This window comes from Streptomyces africanus (genome assembly GCF_030816955.1).
Lineage (GTDB): Bacteria > Actinomycetota > Actinomycetes > Streptomycetales > Streptomycetaceae > Streptomyces > Streptomyces africanus.
In genome coordinates, this window is sequence record NZ_JAUSYP010000001.1 from 8,899,995 (window position 1) to 8,922,817 (window position 22,823).

Here is a 22,823-nt window from a genome sequence, read left to right on the forward strand (position 1 = left end):
CGGTGCTCACCCGCGCCCTCGGCCGCACGCCCCACTACGTCGTCGCCGCGAGCCTCGCCGTCATCTTCCTCTTCCCCCTGCTGTGGAACGCCTGGGCGTCGGTCAGCGGCCAGCCCGGCACCGCCCAGCAGTCCGGCTACGGCCTCGGCAACTACCGGACCCTGCTCGACTACGACGCGGGCCTGTGGCGGTACCTCCTCAACAGCACCGTCGTCTCGGCACTGACCGTCGCCCTGACCCTGGGGGTGTCCCTGCTCGGCGGCTACGCCTTCGCCCGCTTCGACTTCCCCGGCCGGAACCTGCTGTTCCTGCTGACCCTGGCCATCCTCATGGTCCCCTACGCCACGCTCCTCATCCCCCTCTACGTCCTGCTGGGCAGGCTCCATCTGCAGAACTCACTGATCGGGCTGAGCCTGGTCCTCGCCATGTTCCAACTGCCGTTCGCCACCTTCATGATGCGGATCTCGTTCGAGGCGGTGCCCCGCGAACTGGAGGAGTCGGCACTGGTCGACGGCTGCGGTACCGCGGGCGCGTTGCGCCGGGTCCTGCTCCCGGCGGTGCGGCCGGGGCTCATCACGGTGGGCCTGTTCGCGTTCCTCGCGGCCTGGAACGACTTCATCGCACCGCTGATCCTCATCTCCGACAGCGAGAAGGCGCCGCTGCCCCTGGCCGTCGCCAACCTGCGGCAGCAGAGCATGGGCGCCGTCGACTACGGCGCGACCGAGGCGGGCGTGGTGGTCCTCGCCGTGCCCTGCCTGCTGCTGTTCCTGCTCCTGCAACGGCACTACATCAGGGGCTTCATGTCCGGCGCGCTCAAGGGCTGAAGCGCAGGGAATCCGACCATGACCGAAAGGACGTACCGAAGGCATGAACCGGTGAAGGGGAACACGGCACAGTCGCCCGTCCTGCCGGCGGCGCCGACCCGCGGCCGGCTGCGCCCGCTCGGCCTGGACGAGGTCAGGATCACCGGGGGCTTCTGGGCCCGGCGCCGCCACACCAACGCGACCGCGACGCTCGGGCACTGCCGGGACTGGATGGAACGCGAGGGCTGGACCGGCAACTTCCGGGCCGCCGCCGAGGGCAGGATCCACCGGGACCGGCGCGGGCGGGAGTTCGCCGACTCCGAGATCTACAAACTGCTCGAAGCCATGGCGTGGGAGGGCGCCGCGTACGACGCGGAGATCACCGCCCTCACCGATGCGATCGCCCCCGCCCAGGACCCGGACGGCTACCTGAACACCGCCTTCGGCCGCCCCGGACAGCAGCCCCGCTACAGCGACCTCGAATGGGGCCACGAACTCTACTGTCATGGGCACCTCATCCAGGCGGGGGTCGCCCAGGCCCGCGCCCGGGGCGAGGGCGAGCTGACGAAGATCGCCCGCCGGGCCGCCGACCACGTCTGCGCCACCTTCGGCCCGGGCGGGAACCCGGGCGTCTGCGGACACCCGGAGATCGAGACGGCCCTCGTCGAACTCGCCCGGCTGACAGGGGAACAGCGCTATCTCGACCAGGCCGCTCTGTTCCTCGACCGGCGCGGCCACGGCACCCTCGCCGACATCGAGTTCGGCCGCGCCTACTACCAGGACGACATGCCCGTCCGCAGGGCCGGCGTCCTGCGCGGCCACGCCGTGCGCGCCCTCTACCTCGCGGCCGGCGCCGTCGACGTGGCCGTGGAGACCGGCGACGACGCCCTGCTCGCGGCCGTCGTACGGCAATGGGAGGCCACGGTCGCCCGGCGCACCTATCTGACCGGCGGGATGGGCTCGCACCACCGCGACGAGTCCTTCGGCGACGACTTCGTCCTGCCGCCGGACCGCGCCTACTCGGAGACCTGCGCAGGCGTCGCCTCCGTGCTGCTCGCCTGGCGGCTGCTGCTCGCCACCGGCGAACCGCGCTTCGCGGACCTGGCCGAGCGGACCCTGTTCAACGTGATCGCCACGTCCCCGTCCGACGACGGCCGGGCCTTCTTCTACGCCAACACCCTGCACCGCCGCCACCGCGGCACCCTGCCCCCGGCGGACCGCGTCAGCCCGCGCGCCGACTCGGGCCTGCGCGCCCCCTGGTTCGCCGTGTCGTGCTGCCCGACCAACGTGGCGCGCACCCTCGCCCAGCTGCCCGCGTACCTGGCGACCGCGGACGACAACGGCGTCCAGCTGCACCAGTACGCCGACGCGGAGCTCGCCACCACCCTCGCCGACGGGCAGGACGTGGCACTGCGGGTCCGCACCGACTACCCGTCCGGCGGGAGAGTCGCCGTGCGGATCAGCCGCTCCCCGGCCCGCCCCTGGACCCTGTCCCTGCGCGTCCCCGCGTGGACGGCGGGCGCGACCGCCTGGCTCGTCGACCCGGACGGGCGACGCCGTACGGCCGCCCCGGGCACGGCACGGCTCACCCGGGTCTTCCGGCCCGGCGACGAGATACGCCTCGAACTGCCCGTCGCCCCGCGCTGGACCGGGTCCGATCCACGTATCGACGCGATCCGCGGCACCGTGGCCGTCGAGCGCGGACCCCTCGTCTACTGCGCCGAGTCCGCCGACCTGCCGGACGGGCACGACGTCGACGCACTCCGCGTGGACCCGTCCGCCGAACCGGAGGACGGCCCGGACGGCACGGTCGTCGCCCCCGGCGAACTCGCCGCACCCGTCGACTCGCACGACAGCGCCTGGCCGTACCGCCCGCTCGACCGGGCCACCCCACCTACGGCCGACCGCACGGGGATCACCCTGGTCCCCTACCACTCCTGGGCGAACCGCGGCCCCTCGACCATGCGCGTGTGGCTGCCGGCCACCCAGTCCCCGACCACGCCCCCGACGACGCCCACCCGGAGGTAGTCGTGCCCGCACCGCGAAGACGGCACCGCCACGGCGCCCTGGCCGCAGCGCTGACCCTGGGCCTGCTGGCCACGCTCGCCGCGACCGCCCCGGCCGCGGCCGACAACTCGGCGATCGGCTACCCCGTCTACTCCGGCACGGACGACCCCGTGCCCGCCCTCCCGGCCGGTTTCACCGTCCACCGCACCCTGCGCGCCCAGTACGAGGCCGACCGGAAAGCGGGGAACGGCACCGACTTCTGGATGGACCGGATGCTGACCCGCAAGGGCGAGGACCCGGCAGGCGACTGGCTGTTCACCCGGGGACGCGCCGTCTTCATGAAGGAACACGACCCCTCGAAACTCGGCTTCGCCGGCAAGGCCGCCTACTGGGAGAGCATCGACAACCGCTCCGCGTACACGCTCACCCTGAACGCCGACGGCGAGAACCTCACCCTCCGGGAGAACACCGGCGCCCGCACCCAGACGCCCAGCTACTGGCGCAGCGAGTTCACGCACGAGGCGACCGGCCTGAAGGTGACGCAGACCAAGTTCATCACCGAGGCCAACGTCGCCGTCACGAACCTGGCCCTCACCAACACGGGTGCGCAGCCCCGCGAGGTCCGGCTGCGCGCCACGTCCCCGTACGCGACGACCGCCGAGGGGCGGGAGCTCACGGGCGCGGTGCCGGCGAAGAACAACCTCACGACCGTCTTCCCCCGCCTCAGCGGTGACGGCTTCGCCCCCGACGACGAGTCCCTCACGCGCACCCTGACCCTGCCCGCGGGCCGGACCCTCACCACCAAGGTCCAACTCGGGTTCGTCACCGAGGAGATCACCAGCTCCCGGCCCGAGTACGACGCGGTGCGCACCGCCTCCCCGGCCACGGTCTTCCGTCGGCACGTGCAGACGTACAACCGCTGGTGGGCCGAGAACCTGCCGTACCTCGACCTCCCCGACGACAACATCGAGAAGACGCTGTACTACCGCTGGTGGCTGCTGCGCTACAACTACCTCGATGCCGACATCCCGGGCAACGACTACCAGTTCCCCACCTCCATGGAGGGCGTGCTCGGCTACAACAACGCGATCGCCCTGACCGTCGGCATGTTCGTCGACGACCTCAAGTACCTGCGCGATCCGGCCTACTCCTACGGCCCGTGGGTCTCCGCCGGGGAGGTCTCGAAGAACGGCAAGTACACCGACAACCCCGGCGACCCGGAGAACTGGTCCAACAGCTACACCCAGTACCTCTCCGAGGCGGCCTGGCGCTCCTACCAGGTGCACGGCGGCCCCGACGGCATCGTGCGCAACCTCGCCCGCTACGCGGAGAAGGACGTCCGCGGCCAGCTGGACAGCTACGACCACGACGGCAACGGCCTCATCGAGTACGACTGGGGCGCCATGACCGGCAACGACGCCGACGCGGTGTCGTTCCACTGGAAGCCCGGGAACCTGGACCGCGCCGAATCCGCGTACGTCTACAGCAACGCGACGGCGGCGGCCCGCGCGTACGACCTCCTCGGCGAGAAGGCGAAGGCCGACGAGATGCGCGCGACGGCGAACCGCGTGCGAAAAGCCGTCCTCGAACACCTCTGGGACCCGAAGGACAAGCTGCTCAAGCACCGGCACGTCGACAGCGACACCCTGGTGCCCTGGAAGGAGATCAACAACTACTACCCGTACAGCGTGGGCCTGATGCCCACACCGGACGAGGACCCGCAGTACCTCGAAGCGCTACGGCTGTGGGCGGACGCGAAGCAGTACCCCGTCTTCCCGTTCTTCACCGCCAACCAGGCGGACAAGGCGGAGGCGGCCGAGCAGGGGCACCCCGGGAGCAACAACTTCTCGGTCATCAACTCCACCGTCACCTTCCGCTTCCTGTCCTCGGTGCTGCGGAAGTACCCGAACAAGTACATCGACAGCACCTGGTACAAGAAACTGCTGTCCTGGAACGCCTGGGCCCACTACATCGACGGCGACAACCGCCGGCCCGACCAGAACGAGTTCTGGTCCGACGGCAGCGCCGACCCGCAGAAGATCGGCTACCGCTCCTGGATCCACCACACCGTCCTCGGCACCACCAACTGGACGGTCATCGAGGACGCGATGGGCTTCCGGCCGCGCACCGACCGGAAGATCGAGCTGTGGCCGATCGACGTCGACTGGCCGCACTTCGCCGTCACCGACATCAACTACCGCGGCACCGACGTGGCCGTCCTGTGGGACGAACCGGGCGACGGGAAGCGGCCGTACGGCCGCCAGGTCCCCGAGGGTTACTCGGTCTACCTGGACGGAAAGCTCGCCCTCACCGCCGACCGCCTCGCCCACCTCGTCTACGACCCCGCCACCCGCGAGGTCAGCTTCCCCGACGGGGGAGGAGCCAAGGCGAGGACCACCGGCCTGCGCACGGCCGTCGCGAACCCGCAGGACGTCACCTACGCCGAGAAGGACCGCGTCACCGACCTGTTCGCCAAGGCCGGCCGCGACCTCACCGGCAGGGCCGGGGACAACCTCGCCGCCGGTGCCACCGTCCGCGCCTCCCACGAGGCCGACGGCCACGGCGTGGCCGGTGCCGTCGACGGCTTCACCGTCAACGAGCCCTACTGGGGCGCCCGTGGCTCCGGCAACGCCGAGGACTGGTACGAGCTCGACTTCGGCCGCCCCCGCACGGTCGACGACGTCCGGCTCCACTTCTTCAGCGACAAACGGCCCGGCGGATACGCCGAACCGGCCCTCTACACCGTGCAGTTCCAGAACGCCGACGGCCAGTGGCGGGACGTGACCGGCCCCGCCAAGTCACCGCCGTATCCGCGCGCCAACCTCAACCAGGTGCGCTTCAAGCAAGTGACCACGGGCAAACTGCGGGTGCTGCTGCGCCACCGCGACGGCCACACCAGCGGCCTGAAGGAGATGCAGGCCCACGACACCGGCACGCGCCCACCGGCGGCCCGCAACCTGCCCCCCTACGTCGAGGCCTGGCGGGACACGACGTACACCCGCCCGGGCCAGGTCAGGCTCACCGGCATCGTCGAGGACGACGGACTGCCGCGGCGCACCCTCTCCGCCTCCTGGAAAGCGACCGACGGCCCGGACGGCGCCGCCGTCATCTTCGACGACCCACGTGCCCCGACCACCGTCGCCCGGTTCACCGAGGCAGGCACGTACACCCTCGAACTCACCGCCGACGACGGCGCGTCGACGTCGTCGAAGCGGGTCGTGGTGAAGGCCGAGAAGCCCGGCGACGGCCAGGTGAACCTGGCACCGTCCGCCACCCCCACCGCGTCCTACACCTCCGGCTGGGAGTCGGTGAACGCGATCAACGACGGCCGTGAACCCGCCTCGTCCTCCGACGCCCCGCGCTGGGGCAGCTGGCCGCAGAAGGACACCCAGTGGGTCCAGTACACCTGGGACAACCCCGTCCGCGTGGCCGGCTCCGACCTGTACTTCTTCCGCGACGCGCAGCCGGGCGCGGCCGACGGCGTGGGCGTGCCCGCGTCCTGGGTCATCGAGTACCGCGACGGCGACACCTGGCGCGAGGTCCCCGGCCCCAGCGGCTACGGCACCGCCGAGGACCGCTACAACCGGACCACCTTCACCCCGGTCACCACGACCGCGCTGCGGGCGAAGCTCACCGGCCATCCGAACCTCGCCCTCGGCGTCCAGGAGTGGAAGGTCTACGCCGAGACACCGGAGTCGGTACGCGCGACCCACATCCCCACCCTCCGCGGCACCGTCCCCGACCTGCCCGGGCAGGTGACGCTGGTGTACGCCGACGGCTCCACGGCGCGCTCACCCGTGGCCTGGCCCGCCCTGACCGAGGACCAGGTCGCCGAGGGCGGCACCAGCGTGACGCTCACCGGCCTCGCCGACCGCACCGCACAGCCGGTCACCGCCACCGTGTGGGTACGGCAGACCGACGCGGTGGAGATCACCGGCATCGCCGAGGAACGTGTCACCACCCGTCCGGGCAAGCCCCCCGCGCTCCCCGCCACGGTGGTCGCCACCTACAACGACGGTTCCAAGGACAGCCGCATCAAGGTGACCTGGGGCCCGGTCGACCCGGACCAGTACGCCGGGCCCGGAACCTTCGAGATCGAGGGAACAGTCCCGGACACCTCGCACCGCGCCACGGCCACGATCACGGTGACGCCCCCCGGATGACCGGGAGGCCCGCACGATCCCGAGGCCCGCACGACCCGGAGGGGCCTCTCCCGCCCGCTGACGACCGACGACGATCGGAGTGCGCCATGTCCCAGCCACCCACCCGGCGCCGCGTGCTGAGCCTGACCGCCGGCGCCGCGGCCACCCCGCTCATGGCCTCCGGGCCGCTGGCCCAAGCAGCCCACGCCACCCCGGCCACCTCCACATCCGAGGCCGCCAGGGTCGACGGCAAAGCGCTGCCCGCCTGGTCGGTGCGGCCCTTCGCCCTGCACGAGGTCACCCTCGGCACAGGGGTCTTCCGCGCCAAGCGCGATCTGATGCTCGACTACGCCCGGTCGTACCCGGCCGACCGCATCCTCGCGGTCTTCCGCGCCAACGCCGGACTCGACACACGCGGCGCACGGCCGCCGGGCGGCTGGGAGACGGCCGACGGCAACCTGCGCGGCCACTACGGCGGCCACTTCCTCACCCTCGTCTCCCAGGCGTACGCCGACACACGCGAGGCCGCGCTCAAGGCCAAGCTCGACTACCTGGTCACGGCCCTGGGCGAATGCCAGCAGGCCCTGGCCGACCACGGCTCCCCGAAGCCCAGTCACCCCGGCTACCTGGCGGCCTACCCGGAGACCCAGTTCATCCTCCTGGAGAGCTACACGACCTACCCCACCATCTGGGCGCCCTACTACACCTGCCACAAGATCATGCGCGGCCTCCTGGACGCCCACACCCTGGCCGGCAACGCACAGGCGCTGACCATCGCCGCGAAGATGGGCGACTGGGTGCACAGCCGGCTGGGCCACCTCCCCACAGCGCAACTGGAACGCATGTGGTCGATCTACATCGCCGGTGAGTACGGCGGCATGAACGAGGTCATGACGGACCTGTACGCGCTCACGGGCCGGGAGGAACACCTCGCCGCCGCCCGCTGCTTCGACAACACCGCGCTGCTGAAGGCCTGCGCCGAGGACCGTGACATCCTGGAGGGCAGACACGCCAACCAGCACATCCCGCAGTTCACCGGTTACCTCCGCCTGTTCGACCACACGGGGGAGGAGCAGTACGCCGCCGCGGCCCGCAACTTCTGGGGCATGGTCGCGGGCCCCCGCATGTACGCCCTGGGCGGTACCGGGCAGGGCGAGATGTTCCGCGCCCGCGGCGCCATCGCGGCCACCCTCGACGACAAGAACGCCGAGACCTGCGCGACGTACAACATGCTCAAGCTGAGCCGGCAGCTCTTCTTCCACGACCCCGACCCCGCCTACATGGACTACTACGAGCGGGCCCTGACCAACCACATCCTCGCCTCCCGCCGGGACGCCCCCAGCACCGACAGCCCCGAGGTCACCTACTTCGTCGGCATGGGCCCGGGCGTACGCCGCCAGTTCGGCAACACCGGCACCTGCTGCGGCGGCACCGGCATGGAGAACCACACCAAGTACCAGGACTCGGTCTACTTCCGCTCCGCCGACGGCAACGCCCTGTACGTCAACCTCTACCTGGCCTCCACCCTGCGCTGGCCGGAACGCGGTCTCGTCATCGAGCAGACGAGCGACTACCCGGCCGAGGGCGTCCGCGCCCTGACGTTCCGCGAGGGCGGCGGCCGGCTCGCCCTGAAACTCCGTATCCCGTCCTGGGCCACGGCAGGCGTCACGGTCACGGTCAACGGAGCCCCGCACCGGGCCGGCGCCGAACCCGGCACCTACCTCACCCTGAACAGGAACTGGCGCCGAGGCGACCGCGTCCGCATCTCGACGCCCTACCGCCTGCGCGTCGAACGCGCCCTGGACGACCCGGCCGTCCAGTCACTGTTCTACGGCCCGCTCCTGCTGACCGCCCAGAGCCCGGAACAGCAGTTCCGCACCTTCTCCTTCTACAAGGACTTCACCCTCCGAGGCGACCTGGCCGACGCGGTCAAACCGACGGCCCGCCCCCTGCACTTCACCACGCACAACCTGACCCTCGCCCCCTTCCACATCGGCGCCGACGCCCCCTACCACGCCTACTTCACCCGCTCCGAACCCGTGATCGTGTTCGGCACCTCCGACTCGGGCGTGCCGAACCACGCCCGCGCCGACGGCCGGACCTTCCTCGACGTCCTGTGGCAGCAAGCCCCCTTTCCCAGCTCCGCGCACTTCGTCAGCGCCGTACGCACCCTCGCGGGCCGCTGGCTGTCCGAGAGCCTGTTCACCCGCGCCGAACACGACGCCGTCATCGCGGCGGCGAACCGGGCGGACCTGCGACGCTGACCGCCGAACAACGGGCCGGGTCCGCTCCCGAGCGCTCCGAAATCGCCAAATCCGGACTGAAAGTCGTCTAGACCACTCTTGGAGTCTTGAACGCGGCTGTCCGGGTCTGCTTGGGTTGCGGACCAATGGCCTCCGGCCGGCGGCGTCCTGGGGGGCAAGGGGATCCCGGTCGTACTCCCGTCACACCCTTCATGCAGACCAGGGGAAGGTGCATGAGGTACTTCCGTCTGCTCGTCCTGGGCAACGGCGTCTCGGCGTACGGCAGTTACCTGAATATGGTGGCGCTGAACGTCTTCGTCTACGACGCCACCGGCAGCGCGCTGGCCGCCGGCCTCTTCATGGCCGTGCGGCTGGCGACCAGTGTGGTGTCGGGCTGGGTGAGCGGGCGGCTCGTCTCGGTCCACGACCGCAAGCGCCTGATGGTCGGCGCCGACCTGTGCCAGGCCGTGGCCCTGCTGTCGCTGCTGCTCGCCCCCGAGGGCACACGCCCCGGGCTGCTGTACGTCCTGGCCGTGGTCACGGGCGGCTGCTCGACGCTCTCCCAGGTCGCCCTGCGCAGCAGCATCCCCGAGATCGTCGGCCCCGAGCACCGGGTCCGGGCCAACGGGCTGCTGGTGACCGGGCGTTCGCTCGCCATGATCGCCGGATTCGCCTCCTCGGGCGTGGTGGTCGCGCAACTCGGCTACTCCGCCGCGTTCGCGCTGGACGCCGCGACCTTCCTGGTCTCCGCGACCGTGCTGTCCCTGCTTCCCGTCCGCACCAGGGCGGCCGACGCCGCGGCGGACGGGGGCTCCGGCCTCGCGAAGGGCTCCGGCTCCGCGAAGGGCTCCGGCTCCGCGCAGGGCTCCGGCACCGCGCGCCGGACGGCCAGGATCCTGTTGGGCACGGCGCCGCTGCTGATGGCGATGATCGCCATCCGGGCGGTCGACGGCCTGGGCTCCTCCTCGCACAACGTCGCCCTCCCCATCTACTCCAGCGGCTTGGACCCCGATCATCCGGCCACGTTCATCAGCCAGTTCTGGGCCACCTGGGCCATCGGCAACATCGTCGCCCAGCAGGTGATCGGCCGGGTCACCAAGAAGACCGGGCGGACACCGGGGGAGCGGGCGTTCGCGCTCGGCGCCTGTGTGATGTCGGCCGGGTTCATCGTGGTCTTCTGCGGGCTGCCGACCGTGCCCGCCGTCATCGCGGCGCTCGTCGCCGGAGCCGCCGACGGATTCACCGAGATCGTCTACGTGTCGAGGCTCCAGACCGCCCCCGACGACCAGCGCGGACGCCTCTTCGGGCTCAGCGCCTCGGCCGAGAACACCGGCTTCGGCCTGGGCATGCTCGTCAGCGGCGCCCTCCTGGAGACCTTCTCGCCGCTCCAGGTCGTGGCCGCCTTCCACGGACTCGCCATCGCCCTGTGCGCGGCGCTGCTCCTGTGGCTGGTCGGCCGGGGCAGGACGACACCCGCCCCGCCCGCGGAAGAACCCGCAGGCCGCGACAGACCGACCATGACGGAGGGCCGCGGCTGATGAACACCAGCGATCCGGACCCCAGGATGGCCGTCATCGGCATGGCCTTCCGCCTGCCGGGCGCCGACACACCCGAGGACTTGTGGCGGATCATCCGGGACGGCACCGACTGCATCACCCGCTTCACCGACGAGGAACTCGCCGCCGCCGGTGTCCCCGCCGAGGAGTACGAGGCGGAGGACTTCGTCGGCGCCTCCGGCCTGCTGGACGACATCGCCGGCTTTGACGCCCAGCACTTCGCGATGAGCACCGGCGAGGCCCGGCTCACCGACCCGCAGCAACGGATCTTCCTGGAGTGCGCCCAGCACGCCCTGGAGAACGCCGGCTACCCCGAGGAACGCGGCGGCACCCGCGTCGGCGTCTACGCAAGCACCGGATACCACCTCTACACGTTCCAGAACTACCTGCTCAACAACGTCCTGCCCAGCCGTCCCGCGTCCGACTGGGTAGAGGGCATGCAGATGACCGTCGGTAACTACGCCGACTTCGCCGCCACCCGCGTCGCCTACCGGCTGGGCCTGACCGGCCCCGCCGTCAACCTCCAGACAGGCTGCTCCAGTTCCCTGGCCGGCGTGGTGACCGCCGCCCAGTCGCTGCTCATGGGCGACTGCGACCTCGCCCTCGTCGGCGCCACCGCCGTCCACGTGCCGCAGGTCCTGGGCTACCGCCACGTCAAGGGCTCGATCCTGTCCAGGTCCGGACGCCTGCGGGCCTTCGACGCCGGCGCCGACGGCACCGTGGGAGGCACCGGCGTCCTGGCCGTCGTCCTGAAGCGGCTGGCCCGGGCGGTCGCCGACGGCGACACCATCCACGGCGTCATCCGCGGCTGGGGCATCGGCAACGACGGCGCGGGCAAGTCGGCCTTCACCGCGCCGAGTGCCCGGGGCCAGCACGCCGCCATCCGCCAGGCCCTGCGACGCGCGAACGTCGGCGCGGACACCATCGGCTATCTGGAGACGCACGGCACCGGCACGCTGAAGGGCGACCCGATCGAGTTCGAAGGCGCGGCGGCCGCCTACCGCGAGGACACCGACCGCGACGGCACGTGCGCCCTCGGCTCGGTCAAGGCCAACATCGGCCACCTCGACGCGGCCTCCGGGCTCGCCGGCCTCGTCAAGACCCTGCTGGTCCTGCGACACGGCGTGATCCCGCCGATGGCGAACTTCAGCGAGCCCAACCCCCTCATCGACCTCGACCACAGCCCCTTCTACATCCCCCGGACCGCCCGGCCCTGGCCGGAGAGCGGCGTGCCCCGCCGCGCGGGCCTGACCTCACTCGGCGTCGGCGGCACCAACGTCCACCTGATCCTGGAACAGGCCCCGCAGCCCGCGCCCAGGACCGGCTCGGCCGAGCCTCCCGACGTGCTGCTCGTCTCCGGCAGCAGCCCCCAGGCCCTCGCGGACAACGCCCGGGCCTTCCGCGACCGATTACGGCAGCCACCCGCACCGCACCTGTCGGACCTGGTCACCACCGCCGCCCTCGGCCGCGCCCACGGCCGCCACCGCCTCGCGGCCCGCGGCTCCACCCCGGCCGCCCTCGCCGACGCCCTCGACACCTGGCTCGCCGGAACCACCGCAGCGGCGGTGACCACGGGGACGGCCCCCGGGGAGGGCGCCCCGCGCGTCGCGTTCCAGTTCACCGGCCAGGGCAGCCACCACCCCGGCATGGCCGCCGCCCTCTACGCGCGTTTCCCCGCCGCACGCGACGTGCTCGACACCTGCGAACGGCACTACCGCGACCTCACCGGCGATTCCCTGCTCACGGCGCTGTGCAGTGAGGACTCGGGGCAGTCGGCACTCTCAGGCACGGACACCGCGCAGCCCGCGCTGTTCGCCCTGCAATGCGCCCTCGTCCGGCTGTGGCGCGACTGCGGGGTCGCACCCCACGCCGTGACCGGGCACAGCGTCGGCGAGTACGCCGCCCTGTACGCCGCCGGAGCCCTGTCACTCCAGGACGGTCTGCGTCTGACCATCGAACGCGGCCGGCTGATGCGGCAGCGCTGCGCGCCGGGCGCCATGGTGGCCGTGCCGCTCGACCGGGCGAGCGCCCTCGCCCTGGCCGCGGAGGTTCCCGGACTTGAGGCGGCCGTGACCAACGGGGACCGTGCCCAGGTGCTCGCCGGCCCCGTGGCGGCCGTCGACCGGGCGTGCGCACTGCTGGACGACCGCGGCACACCGGGGCAGCGGCTGCCGGTGACCCGTGCCTTCCACACCGCCTCGATGGAACCGATGCTGGAGGAGTTCCGCAAGGTCCTCGCCGATGTGGCCATCCGGCCCGTCCGGATCCCGTTCGTCAGCGCCCTGGACGGTGTGACCCGCCCGCCCGGCTGGATTCCCGGCCCGGACCACTTCCTCCGGCACACCCGCGAACCCGTCCGTTTCGACGAGGCGTTGCGCGGCATCGGCGCCGGGCGGCCCGACATCCTGCTGGAGATCGGGCCGCACACCACCCTCAGCGGTCTGGCGCGCCGTGCGCTGCCCGGCGTACCGGCACTGCCGTCCCTGCGACGCGGCACCGGACTCGGCGCCCTCTGGGGTGCGGCAGCGGGGCTGCACTGCGCGGGAGCGGACATCGCCTGGGAGACGCTCCTGGCCGGCAGCGGCGGCGGACGCGTCCCGCTGCCCGGCTACCGATTCCAGCACCAGGACCACTGGACGGGCCCGGATCCGACGGCCCTCAGCACCGGAACACCAGCGAGCAAGGGAGCCGAAGTGGTTCAGCAAGAGGCAGCGGTCGCACGGGTACTGCACAGCGTCGTCGAGACGATCGCCCGTCACCTCGGCGAGGATCCGACGGTGATCGTCGGCGACGCGAACTTCTTCGACCTCGGCGCCGACTCGCTGCAGATGATCAGCGTGCTGCGGGAGCTGGAACAGGAGCACCAGGTCAAGGTGACGATGCGGCAGTTGCTGGAGGAGACGGGGACGCCGCAGCGGCTCGCGGAGTTCATCGTGGCCCGCATGCCGGATGCCGGGACGGGCTCGGCGGAGGGGGTGGGGGAGCGGCCCCGGGCTCCGGAGACCGCCGCACCGCAACCACCCGCCGCTACCGACCCCGAGCCCGTGGACGTGCCGCCCGCGCCCGCTCCCGACGCGACTCCCGCGCCCGCCCCGGCCGCCGGCGCCCCGGCTCCCGCGTACGCGACCCGCGAGGAGCTGGAGGACCTGGCACACAAGATCCAGCAGATGTCCCGGATACAGCTCCAGATGATGTCCCAGCTCTCCCAGTTGCTCGCGCTCCAGACGGCCTCGGTGACGGATCGGCTCAACGGCACGGTGGCCAAGTGAGCGGGCTGAACGGCATATCCGCCGCTCTGGACCATGATTTGGCGGCGATGGAGGAACTCTCCCTGCGGATCGCGGAGCAGATCGGCGCAGGCACCCCCGAGCCGGAGCAGGAGTCCCCCGAACCGGCCCGCGTCCACGGCCCGCGGGTGTCGGTCGCCCGGAACTCCGGCATGGTGCGGGACTCCGCCCCGCACACCCAGCAGACGCACCTGGACGACCTCGTCCGCCGCTACACCGCCAGGACCCCCACCTCCAAGCGGATCGCCCAGCGCTACCGCCGCGTCCTGGCCGACAGCCGTGCCGTGGTCGGCTTCCGCAGCGGCACGAAGGAGATGCTGTACCCGATCGCCGGCCGCCGGGCGAGCGGAGCACGGCTGGAGGACGTCGACGGCAACGAGTACGTCGACATCACCATGGGCTTCGGCGTCCTCCTCTTCGGCCACGAGCCGGACTTCGTCACCGAGGCCGTGCGCGAGCACCTCTCCCGCGGCATCCAGCTCGGTCCCCGCGCCGCCGAGACCGGTGAGGCCGCCGAACTCCTCGCCGGCCTCACCGGGCTGGAGCGGGTGGCCTTCGCCAACTCCGGCACGGAGGCGAACGCGGCGGCCATCCGCCTGGCCCGCGCCGCCACCGGCCGGGACAAGATCGTCACGTTCCTGGGCGCCTACCACGGCCACGCCGACAACGTCCTGGGCCGCGCCTCGGGCAGCGGCACCGACCGGATCACCGTGCCCGTCTCCCGGGGCATCCCGCAGTCGGCCGTCTCGGATCTGCTGGTCCTCGACTACGGCAGTGACGCCGCCCTGGAGGCGATCGCCCGGCACGCCGACGACATCGCCGCGGTCGTCGTGGAGCCGGTGCAGAGCAGACACCCCTCGCTGCAACCGGTCGAGTTCGTCCGCAGGGTGCGGGAGCTGACCCGCCGCCACGGCATCGTGCTGCTCTTCGACGAGATGCTGACCGGGTTCCGCCCCGCCCCGCGCGGCGCGCAGGACCTGTACGGCGTGACCCCGGACCTCGCCACGTACGGCAAGCTCCTCGGCGGTGGCTTCCCCATCGGCGCCATCGCGGGCCGCGCCGACATCATGGACGGCGTCGACGGCGGCTACTGGTCCTACGGCGACGACAGTTACCCGCCCGCCGACACGACGTTCTTCGGCGGTACGTACATCCAGCACCCGGTGTCCATGGTCGCCGCCCGCGCCGTACTCACCCACCTCACGGAGCACAGCCCACACCTCCAGGAGCGCCTCAACGCGCGCACCGCGGAACTGGCCGCGACGCTCAACGGCTTCTTCGAGGCCGAGGAGTACCCCCTGCGGATGACCCACTTCGGCTCCCAGTTCCGCTTCGAGCACCGCGCCGACATGGAGCTCCTCTACCACCACCTGATGCTGCGCGGCGTGCACGTCTGGGAGTGGCGCAACTTCTTCCTGTCGACGGCCCACTCGGACGGCGACATCGAGTTCGTGGCGGACGCCGTACGGGACTCGCTGCGCGAGCTGCGGTCGGCGGGGTTCTTCCCGGGCGGACGGCCGGTGGCGCCGAAGGCCACGCCACCGAAACAGGCACCGGCTGCACCGGAACCGTCCGAACCGGCACCGGCTGCACCGACAGCGGTTGCACCTGCGTCGATGCCTGCCCCAGTGGCCTCCATGGCCTGGAACGCCGCGGCCGTCACCGAAACCCGGACCGAGCCCCCGGGCGAAGCCGCCACGCGCACCACCGACTTCAGCGTCTACTTCTTCGGTGACTACCCCCAGGACGCCTCCTCAGCGGGCCACAGCCAGTACGAACTCCTCATGGACATCGCCCGGTTCGCCGACCGGCACGGCTTCCACGCCCTCTGGATGCCCGAGCGCCACTTCCACTCCTTCGGCGGCCTCTTCCCCAACCCGGCGGTGCTCGCCGCCGCGCTGTCCCGTGAGACCGAGCGCATCCGGCTCAACGCCGGTTCCGTCGTGCTCCCGCTCCACGACCCGATCCGGGTCGCCGAGGAGTGGTCGATGGTCGACAACCTCTCCGGCGGGCGCGTCGGCATCGGCGTCGCCAGTGGCTGGAGCGCCAAGGACTTCGCCTTCTTCCCCGACCGTTTCGGCCGGCACAAGGAGCTGATGTACGAACAGCTGGACGAGCTGCGGAGGTTCTGGCGCGGGGAAGGCGTGCGCCGGACCACCGGTGACGGCGAGGCCGAGCTGCGGCTCTTCCCACGACCGGTGCAGGACGCACCGCCCATGTACACCGCGGTGGTCGGCAACCCCGCCTCCTATGAACTGGCCGCCCGCCACGACCTGGGCGTCGTCACCAATCTGATGACCCAGACCGTCGAACAGCTCCGGGAGAACATCGCCCGCTACCGACGCACACGGGCCCGGCACGGCCTGGACCCCGACGCCGGGCGCGTGGCCGTTCTGCTGCACACCTATCTCGCCGAGGACCACGACAAGGCGCGGGCCGAGGCCTACGAACCGCTGTCCCGCTACATGCGCGCGTCCCTGTCCCTGTTCAGCGGCGTCACCAACAGCCTCGGGCACAGCATCGACGTGTCCGCCCTGAGCGAGGACGACCTGGAGACGGTGTTCCGGCGTGCCTACGGCCGCTACTGCGACCAGCGTGCCCTGATCGGCACGGTGGACAGCGTGCGCCCGGTGGTGGACGCGGTGGCCGCCGCGGGTGCCGACGAGATCGTGGCGCTGGTCGACTTCGGTGTCGCGCCGGACGAGCTGCGCGCGGCACTTCCGCGCTTGGACGCTCTGCGCAGCTGCTACCGGGGCACCACGGCCGCATCGGCTCCCGATGACGCGCCGTTGTCGCCCGGCCAGGAACGGATCTGGTTCCTGGAGCGCCTCCTTCCGGGGCGTACCGCCTACAACGAGGTCAAGGCGATCCGCCTCGACGGCCCTCTCGACGTACCCGCTCTGCACTCGGCACTGCGCGGCCTCGTCGCCCGTCACGAGGGGCTGCGTACCGTCTTCCGCGAAGCCGGGGGCGAGCCCCGACAGGTCGTGCTGCCGTCCACCGAGCCCGACTTCGAGAGCGTGGACGACCCGCTCCAGGACGTCCTGTCGGCCGAGAGCGCACGCCGCTTCGACCTGGCGGAAGGCCCGCTGTTCGTCACGCGGCTGGTCCACCTGGGCGAGGCTGAGCACGTCCTCGTGCTGTCCCTGCACCACATCGTGGTCGACGCGGCCTCCGCCACCGTCCTCGCCCGCGACCTCTGCGCGCTCTACCGCAGCGAACGCGACGGCACCGCCCCGGAACTGCCCGCGCTCACCTGGAGCTACGCCGACCACGCCAGGGAGCAGGCGGCCACCGCGAACAGCCCCGAGGCCGGCGAGGACCTCGCCCACTGGCGCCGCACCCTCGGCGGCGACCTGCCCGTCCTCGCCCTGCCCACCGACCGGCCGCGCCCGTCGCCGATGACGTCCAACGGCCGGGCGGTCTTCCACACGCTCGACCCGGAACTCTCCGGCAAGTTACGCGAGTTGAGCCGAACCCGCCGCAGCACCCTGTTCATGACACTGCTCGCCGGCTACGCGGCGATGCTGCACAGGGTCACCGGGCAGCCGGACATCATCGTCGGCACCCCGTTCTCGGACCGGCCCGAGCGGGCCGAGCAGGTGCTCGGGTTCTTCGTGAACACGCTCGCGCTGCGCTTCGACCTGTCCGGCGACCCGGCGTTCACCGCGCTTCTGGACCAGGTGCGCTCGGTCGCTCTCGACGCGTACGATCACGCCCGCGTGCCGTTCGAGAAGGTCGTGCGGGAACTCGCCCCGGCCAGGGTGGTCGACCGGACGCCGGTGTTCCAGACGTTCGCCGAGTTCCAGCGCGCCGAACCGTTCCGGTTCGACCTGCCGGGCGTCGAGGCCACACCGCTGGACGTGGGCCCGGACAAGTCGCTGACGGACCTCACCGTCTACTTCACCGACCAGCCGCAGGGCATCCGCTGCCATCTGGAGTACAACACCGACCTGTTCGACCAGCACACCGTCGAGGGGTTCTTCGCCACCTTCCGGGACCTGCTCACCGCCGCGGTCGACACTCCCGAGGCCCCCCTGTCACGGCTCGCCCCTGCCGCCGTCGAGACCGCCGCCGAAGGGGAGCCCGTACCGCCGTCCTGGCAGCAGGGCCCGTCCCGCCCTCTCACGGACACCGCCGTCCACGCTCTGTTCGCCCGGCAGGCGGCCACCCGGCCGGAGAGCACGGCGGTGATCAGCGACACCGGTCGCCTCACCTACCGCGAACTGGACGAGCGGTCCGGGCAGTTGGCCGAGCTCCTGCGCGAGCGGCACACCACGGCCGACGGCGTCGGTGACACGGTGGCCCTGTGGCTGCCGCGCTCCACCGACCTGGTCGTCGCGATGCTCGCCGCGCTCAAAGCGGGCTGCGCCTATGTGCCGCTCGACCCGGTGCTGGGCCGGGCACGCGCCGAGCAGGTCATCGCCGAGTGCGGGGCCCGGACGGTGGTGTCCACGCAGGAGGAGGCCGCCGTGCTGAACCTGCCCGCGCACGTGACGGTCGTAGCGCCCGGCGCGACCGGCCGCACCGCCCCGCCGCACACCACCGTGCCCGCCCCCGATCCCCGGTCCGCGTGCTGCGTCCTGTACACCTCGGGCAGCACCGGCACCCCCAAGGGCGTGGTGCTGACGCACCGCGGCGTGGTCGACCTGTGCGAGTGGCAGCACCGGCGCTTCGCCCTCACCCCGGCCGACCGCAGTGCCGTCGTGTGCAGCCAGAGCTTCGACGCCTCGATCCTGGAGATCTGGCCGGCGCTGACCGCGGGAGCGTCGGTCACGATCGCCGGCGAGGACCTGCGCAGGGACCCCGTCGCCCTGGCCCGCTGGTACTCCGAGCAGGGCGTCACCTTCTCCATCCTCCCCACCGCTCTCGGCGAACAGGTACTCCGCCTGCCCCCGCCCGACCAGCCGCCCCTGCGTCACCTGCTGCTCGGCGGCGACGTCCTGCGCACCCGCCCCCGGCCCGAGGCGCCGTACGAGACGGTGAACGTGTACGGGCCCACCGAGGTCACCGTCCTGTGCACCACGGGGACCGTGTCCCCGCGGGAGACCGCGGCCAGGCAGGACCACGCCCGTCCCATCGCGCTGGGGCGCCCGGTCGACAACGTGACGCTGAGCGTTCTCGACGCCGCCGGCAGCCCGGTACCCGTGGGCGCGGTGGGGGAGTTGTACGTCGGCGGCCCGGGGGTCGCTCTCGGCTATCTGCACCGCCCTGAACTCACCGGGGAACGTTTCCTGCCGTACCCCGGCGGCGGCCCGGACGCCCGCAGGTACCGCACCGGCGACCTGGTCCGCTGGAACGGCGACGGGAGACTGGAGTTCTGCGGCCGGGCCGACGACCAGGTGAAGATCCGTGGCTTCCGCGTCGAGCCCGAGGAGGTCTCCCGCGTGCTGAACTCCCTGGACGGCGTGCGCGAGGCGGCCGTGCTGGCCCGCCGCAACGACCGGGGAGAGGCGTATCTGGCGGCCTATGCCGTCCCCGCCGACACGATCGGTGCCTCGGCCGACGACCGGCAGGCGCTCGCCGACCTCCTGGCCGAGGAACTGGCCGCCCGGCTCCCGGAGTACCTGGTGCCCCGTGCCTGGCGGATCCCGCCCGCGCTGCCCCTGACGGCCAACGGCAAACTGGACCGCACCGCGCTGCCGGCGCCCGACCTCGTCACCACGGCACCTGGCCGCGGGCCGGGCGGCACCGGCGGGGAGCTGGCGTCCGGCCACCGCACGGACATCGAACAACGCCTGCGACATCTGTGGGCGTCCGAGTTCGGCATGGATGCCGACGCCATCACGGCCGACGCCTCCTTCTTCGACCTGGGCGGCCACTCGATCACCGCGATGCGACTGGTCAACGGGGTCCGGGAGGAGTTCGGCACCGAGTACCCGATGCTGAACTTCTACCAGGAGCCGACCCTGCGGGCCATGACGACCCACCTGGCCGGAACGCTCGCGGAAGGAACGCCGACCCCGGCGGCCGAGGGAGGCGACGGCCCCGGCACGGTGGAGCACAGGGCACCCGCCACCACCCAGCAGTCCCGCTTCGCCACGGTGCACGCCGACCACCCCCTCCCACAGGTCTTCAACGTCGCCCTGCGGATCACCCTTTCCGGGCATCTGGACATCGCGGCCCTGCGCACCGCCCTGACCCAGCTCGTCGAACGACACGAGGGACTGCGGACCCGCCTGGCCCGCAGCGGGGACGGCTGGGAACAGCAGGTCCTGCGGCCCGGCCCGGTTCAGCTGCCGCTGGACGACCTCACCGCACGCCCCGGGCACGAGCGGCAACGAGCCCTGGACCAGGCGAGCACCCAGGCCGCCGAAACACCGATCGACCCCACCCGCGACGCACCCATGTCCCTGCGCCTGCTGCGCACCGGCGAGCGCACCTGGGTGCTGCTCCTCGTCCTGCACCACTCCGCCTGCGACGGATGGTCCGTCAGCCTGCTGCTGAAGGAACTGGCCGCGCTCTACGGCTCCGCTCTGCGGGGCCAACCCCACACCCTGCCGCCCGTGGCGTGCCAGCCCGCACAGTACGCCGGCTGGCAGCGGGAACAGGCCGACGACGGCCCCGACGCACGCACGCTGGACTTCTGGCTGCGTGCACTCGACGGGGTGCCGTTCACGGTCGGCCTGCCCCTGGACCGGCCCCGGCCCGAGCAACTGAGCGGCCGGGGCGGCGCGGTGACGTTCACCGTGCCCGCCGGCGTGCGGTCCGCCGTCGAGCACCTGGCGCGGCAGCGGGGGACGACGCCGTTCGTGGTCACCGCCGCGGCACTGGGCAGGCTGCTCGCCAGGAAGTCCGGGCAGTCCGACGTGGTGTTCAACATCTCCTACGCCAACCGTGAGCGCCGCGCCTTCGAGTCCCTGCTGGCCTGCACGATCTCCGGCTTCGCGCTGCCGGTGCGGGGCGGCGCGGCCGGCTCCTTCGCCGCCCTGACGGACCGCATCGCCCGTACGGCGGTGGAGTGCATGGACCGGGCCGTGCCGGTGCGCCGGATCGCCCCCGCGCTGCAGGAGCGCACGGGCGCCGAGGTGCCGGACCGCCTGGACGTCGGCTTCGCGTACCAGAGCTCCCTGGACGCCGAGGTGGAACTGCCCGGCCTGACCACGGCCGTGGAGGACCTGGCCCCCGCCGCGTCCCGCACGTTGCTCACCTTCGGCCTCGTCCCGGCCGGCGACGAACTGAAGGGCTTCGTCGAGTACTCGGCCGACCTGTGGGACCACACCACGATCGAGGGCTGGGCCAGCGACTACGTCGCCCTTCTGCGCGAGGAGACCGGCCGCACGCTCGGGCACTGATCGCCTCGTCCGTGACGCCGCCCCGAAGCGGACGGCGTCACGGACGGGGACGCCGGACCTCGGGACGCGCAACTCGGCATCCTTCCCGCCGCATTGACAGGTCCGGACCAACGAGGCACGCTCTGAGAGCGCTCTCACCCCTTCCCGGATCGGCCCTCGTCGAACGGAGACAGAGCATGCTACGCACCCTCGGACACAGCATCAGGACTCTCGGGCTGTCCCTCGCCGCAGCCCTGACCGGCTCCCTCCTCGTCACCGGAGCGGGAGCACCGGCCCACGCCGCCGTCCCGGCGACGATCCCCCTGAAGATCACCAACAACTCGGCCCGCGGCGAGCAGGTGTACATCTACAACCTCGGCACCGACCTGTCGACCGGACGGCAGGGCTGGGCCGACGCCAACGGCACGTTCCACCCCTGGCCGGCGGGCGGCAACCCACCGACTCCCGCCCCCGACGCCTCGATCCCGGGCCCGGCAGCGGGCCAGTCGACCACGATCCGCATGCCGAAGTTCTCCGGCCGCGTGTACTTCTCCTACGGCCAGAAACTGGTGTTCAAGCTCACCACCGGCGGCCTGGTCCAGCCGGCCGTGCAGAACCCGTCCGACCCTAACCGGAACATCCTGTTCAACTGGTCGGAGTACACACTCAACGACGCGGGCCTGTGGATCAACAGCACACAGGTCGACATGTTCTCCGCACCGTACGCGGTAGGAGTGCAGCGAGCCGACGGAACCACCGTGAACACAGGCCGCCTCAAGCCCGGCGGCTACAACGGCTTCTTCAACGCCCTCAGAGGACAGCCCGGCGGCTGGGCCGACCTGATCCAGACCCGCTCCGACGGCACCGTCCTGCGCGCCCTGTCCCCGCTGTACGGCCTGGAGACCGGCGCACTGCCGGCCACCGTCATGGACGACTACATCAACCGCGTCTGGCAGAAGTACTCCACCTCGACCCTGACGGTCACCCCGTTCGCCGACCAGCCGGGCATCAAGTACTACGGCCGGGTCTCCGGCGGTGTCATGAACTTCACCAACAGCGCCGGCGCCACCGTCACCAGCTTCCAGAAGCCGGACGCCTCCTCCGTCTTCGGCTGTCACAGAAGGCTCGACGCGCCGAACGACCAGGTCCGCGGCCCGATCTCCCGCACCCTGTGCGCCGGCTTCAACCGCTCCACCCTGCTGGTCAACTCCCAGCAGCCCGACGCCGGCGCCGACGCCTTCTACAAGGACGCCGTCACCAACCACTACGCCCGCAAGATCCACGCCCAGATGGCCGACGGCAAGGCGTACGCCTTCGCGTTCGACGACGTGGGCCACCACGAGTCCCTCGTACACGACGGCAACCCGCGCCAGGCCTACCTCACCCTCGATCCCCTCAGCTGACCTGCGCCATGCTTCCCAACTCCGGCTCTGCACCGCACTGTTGACTCTTCATCATTTCTGGAAATCAAATACAACTTTGCTTTTCCTTGGTGTAGATGGACTGCGGTT

At 71.7% G+C, this 22,823-nt stretch carries 8 protein-coding genes; all 8 read left to right on the forward strand.

Annotated elements, in window-relative coordinates:
- Positions 1-2 precede the first annotated feature (2 nt).
- The 8 genes from QF034_RS40520 (at position 3) to QF034_RS40555 (ending at position 22,715) form a co-directional block, all read left to right on the forward strand.
- Complete coding sequence (locus QF034_RS40520) at positions 3-824, forward strand: carbohydrate ABC transporter permease (protein WP_307180098.1); 822 nt, start codon at positions 3-5, stop codon at positions 822-824.
- An 18-nt stretch (positions 825-842) separates the two neighbouring features.
- Entirely contained in the window at positions 843-2,831 is a 1,989-nt protein-coding gene (locus tag QF034_RS40525; RefSeq protein ID WP_307179636.1) for a glycoside hydrolase family 127 protein, read from the forward strand.
- A complete protein-coding gene (locus QF034_RS40530) occupies positions 2,774-6,973 on the forward strand; it encodes an Ig-like domain-containing protein (RefSeq protein WP_307179637.1) in 4,200 nt (1,399 codons plus the stop codon). The genes QF034_RS40525 and QF034_RS40530 overlap by 58 nt, the downstream gene beginning before the upstream one ends.
- An 86-nt stretch (positions 6,974-7,059) precedes the next feature.
- Positions 7,060-9,216, forward strand: coding sequence for a glycoside hydrolase family 127 protein (locus tag QF034_RS40535; protein ID WP_307179638.1), 2,157 nt, complete (start codon positions 7,060-7,062; stop codon positions 9,214-9,216).
- 212 nt (positions 9,217-9,428) lie between these two features.
- On the forward strand, positions 9,429-10,733 hold the full coding sequence (locus QF034_RS40540) for an MFS transporter (protein WP_307179639.1): 1,305 nt from the start codon (positions 9,429-9,431) through the stop codon (positions 10,731-10,733).
- A complete protein-coding gene (locus QF034_RS40545) occupies positions 10,733-14,020 on the forward strand; it encodes a type I polyketide synthase (RefSeq protein WP_307179640.1) in 3,288 nt (1,095 codons plus the stop codon). The genes QF034_RS40540 and QF034_RS40545 overlap by 1 nt, the downstream gene beginning before the upstream one ends.
- Positions 14,017-21,333, forward strand: a complete 7,317-nt coding sequence (locus QF034_RS40550) for a non-ribosomal peptide synthetase (protein WP_307179641.1) — start codon at positions 14,017-14,019, stop codon at positions 21,331-21,333. The genes QF034_RS40545 and QF034_RS40550 overlap by 4 nt, the downstream gene beginning before the upstream one ends.
- A 176-nt stretch (positions 21,334-21,509) precedes the next feature.
- Complete coding sequence (locus tag QF034_RS40555; protein ID WP_307179642.1) at positions 21,510-22,715, forward strand: glycoside hydrolase family 64 protein; 1,206 nt, start codon at positions 21,510-21,512, stop codon at positions 22,713-22,715.
- Positions 22,716-22,823: the final 108 nt, after the last annotated feature.

Coding starts and splice junctions, on each gene's coding strand:
- QF034_RS40525 (WP_307179636.1), top strand. CDS start 843: ATGACCGAAAGGACGTACCGAAGGCATGAACCGGTGAAGGGGAACACG.
- QF034_RS40535 (WP_307179638.1), top strand. CDS start 7,060: ATGTCCCAGCCACCCACCCGGCGCCGCGTGCTGAGCCTGACCGCCGGC.
- QF034_RS40540 (WP_307179639.1), top strand. CDS start 9,429: ATGAGGTACTTCCGTCTGCTCGTCCTGGGCAACGGCGTCTCGGCGTAC.
- QF034_RS40545 (WP_307179640.1), top strand. CDS start 10,733: ATGAACACCAGCGATCCGGACCCCAGGATGGCCGTCATCGGCATGGCC.
- QF034_RS40555 (WP_307179642.1), top strand. CDS start 21,510: ATGCTACGCACCCTCGGACACAGCATCAGGACTCTCGGGCTGTCCCTC.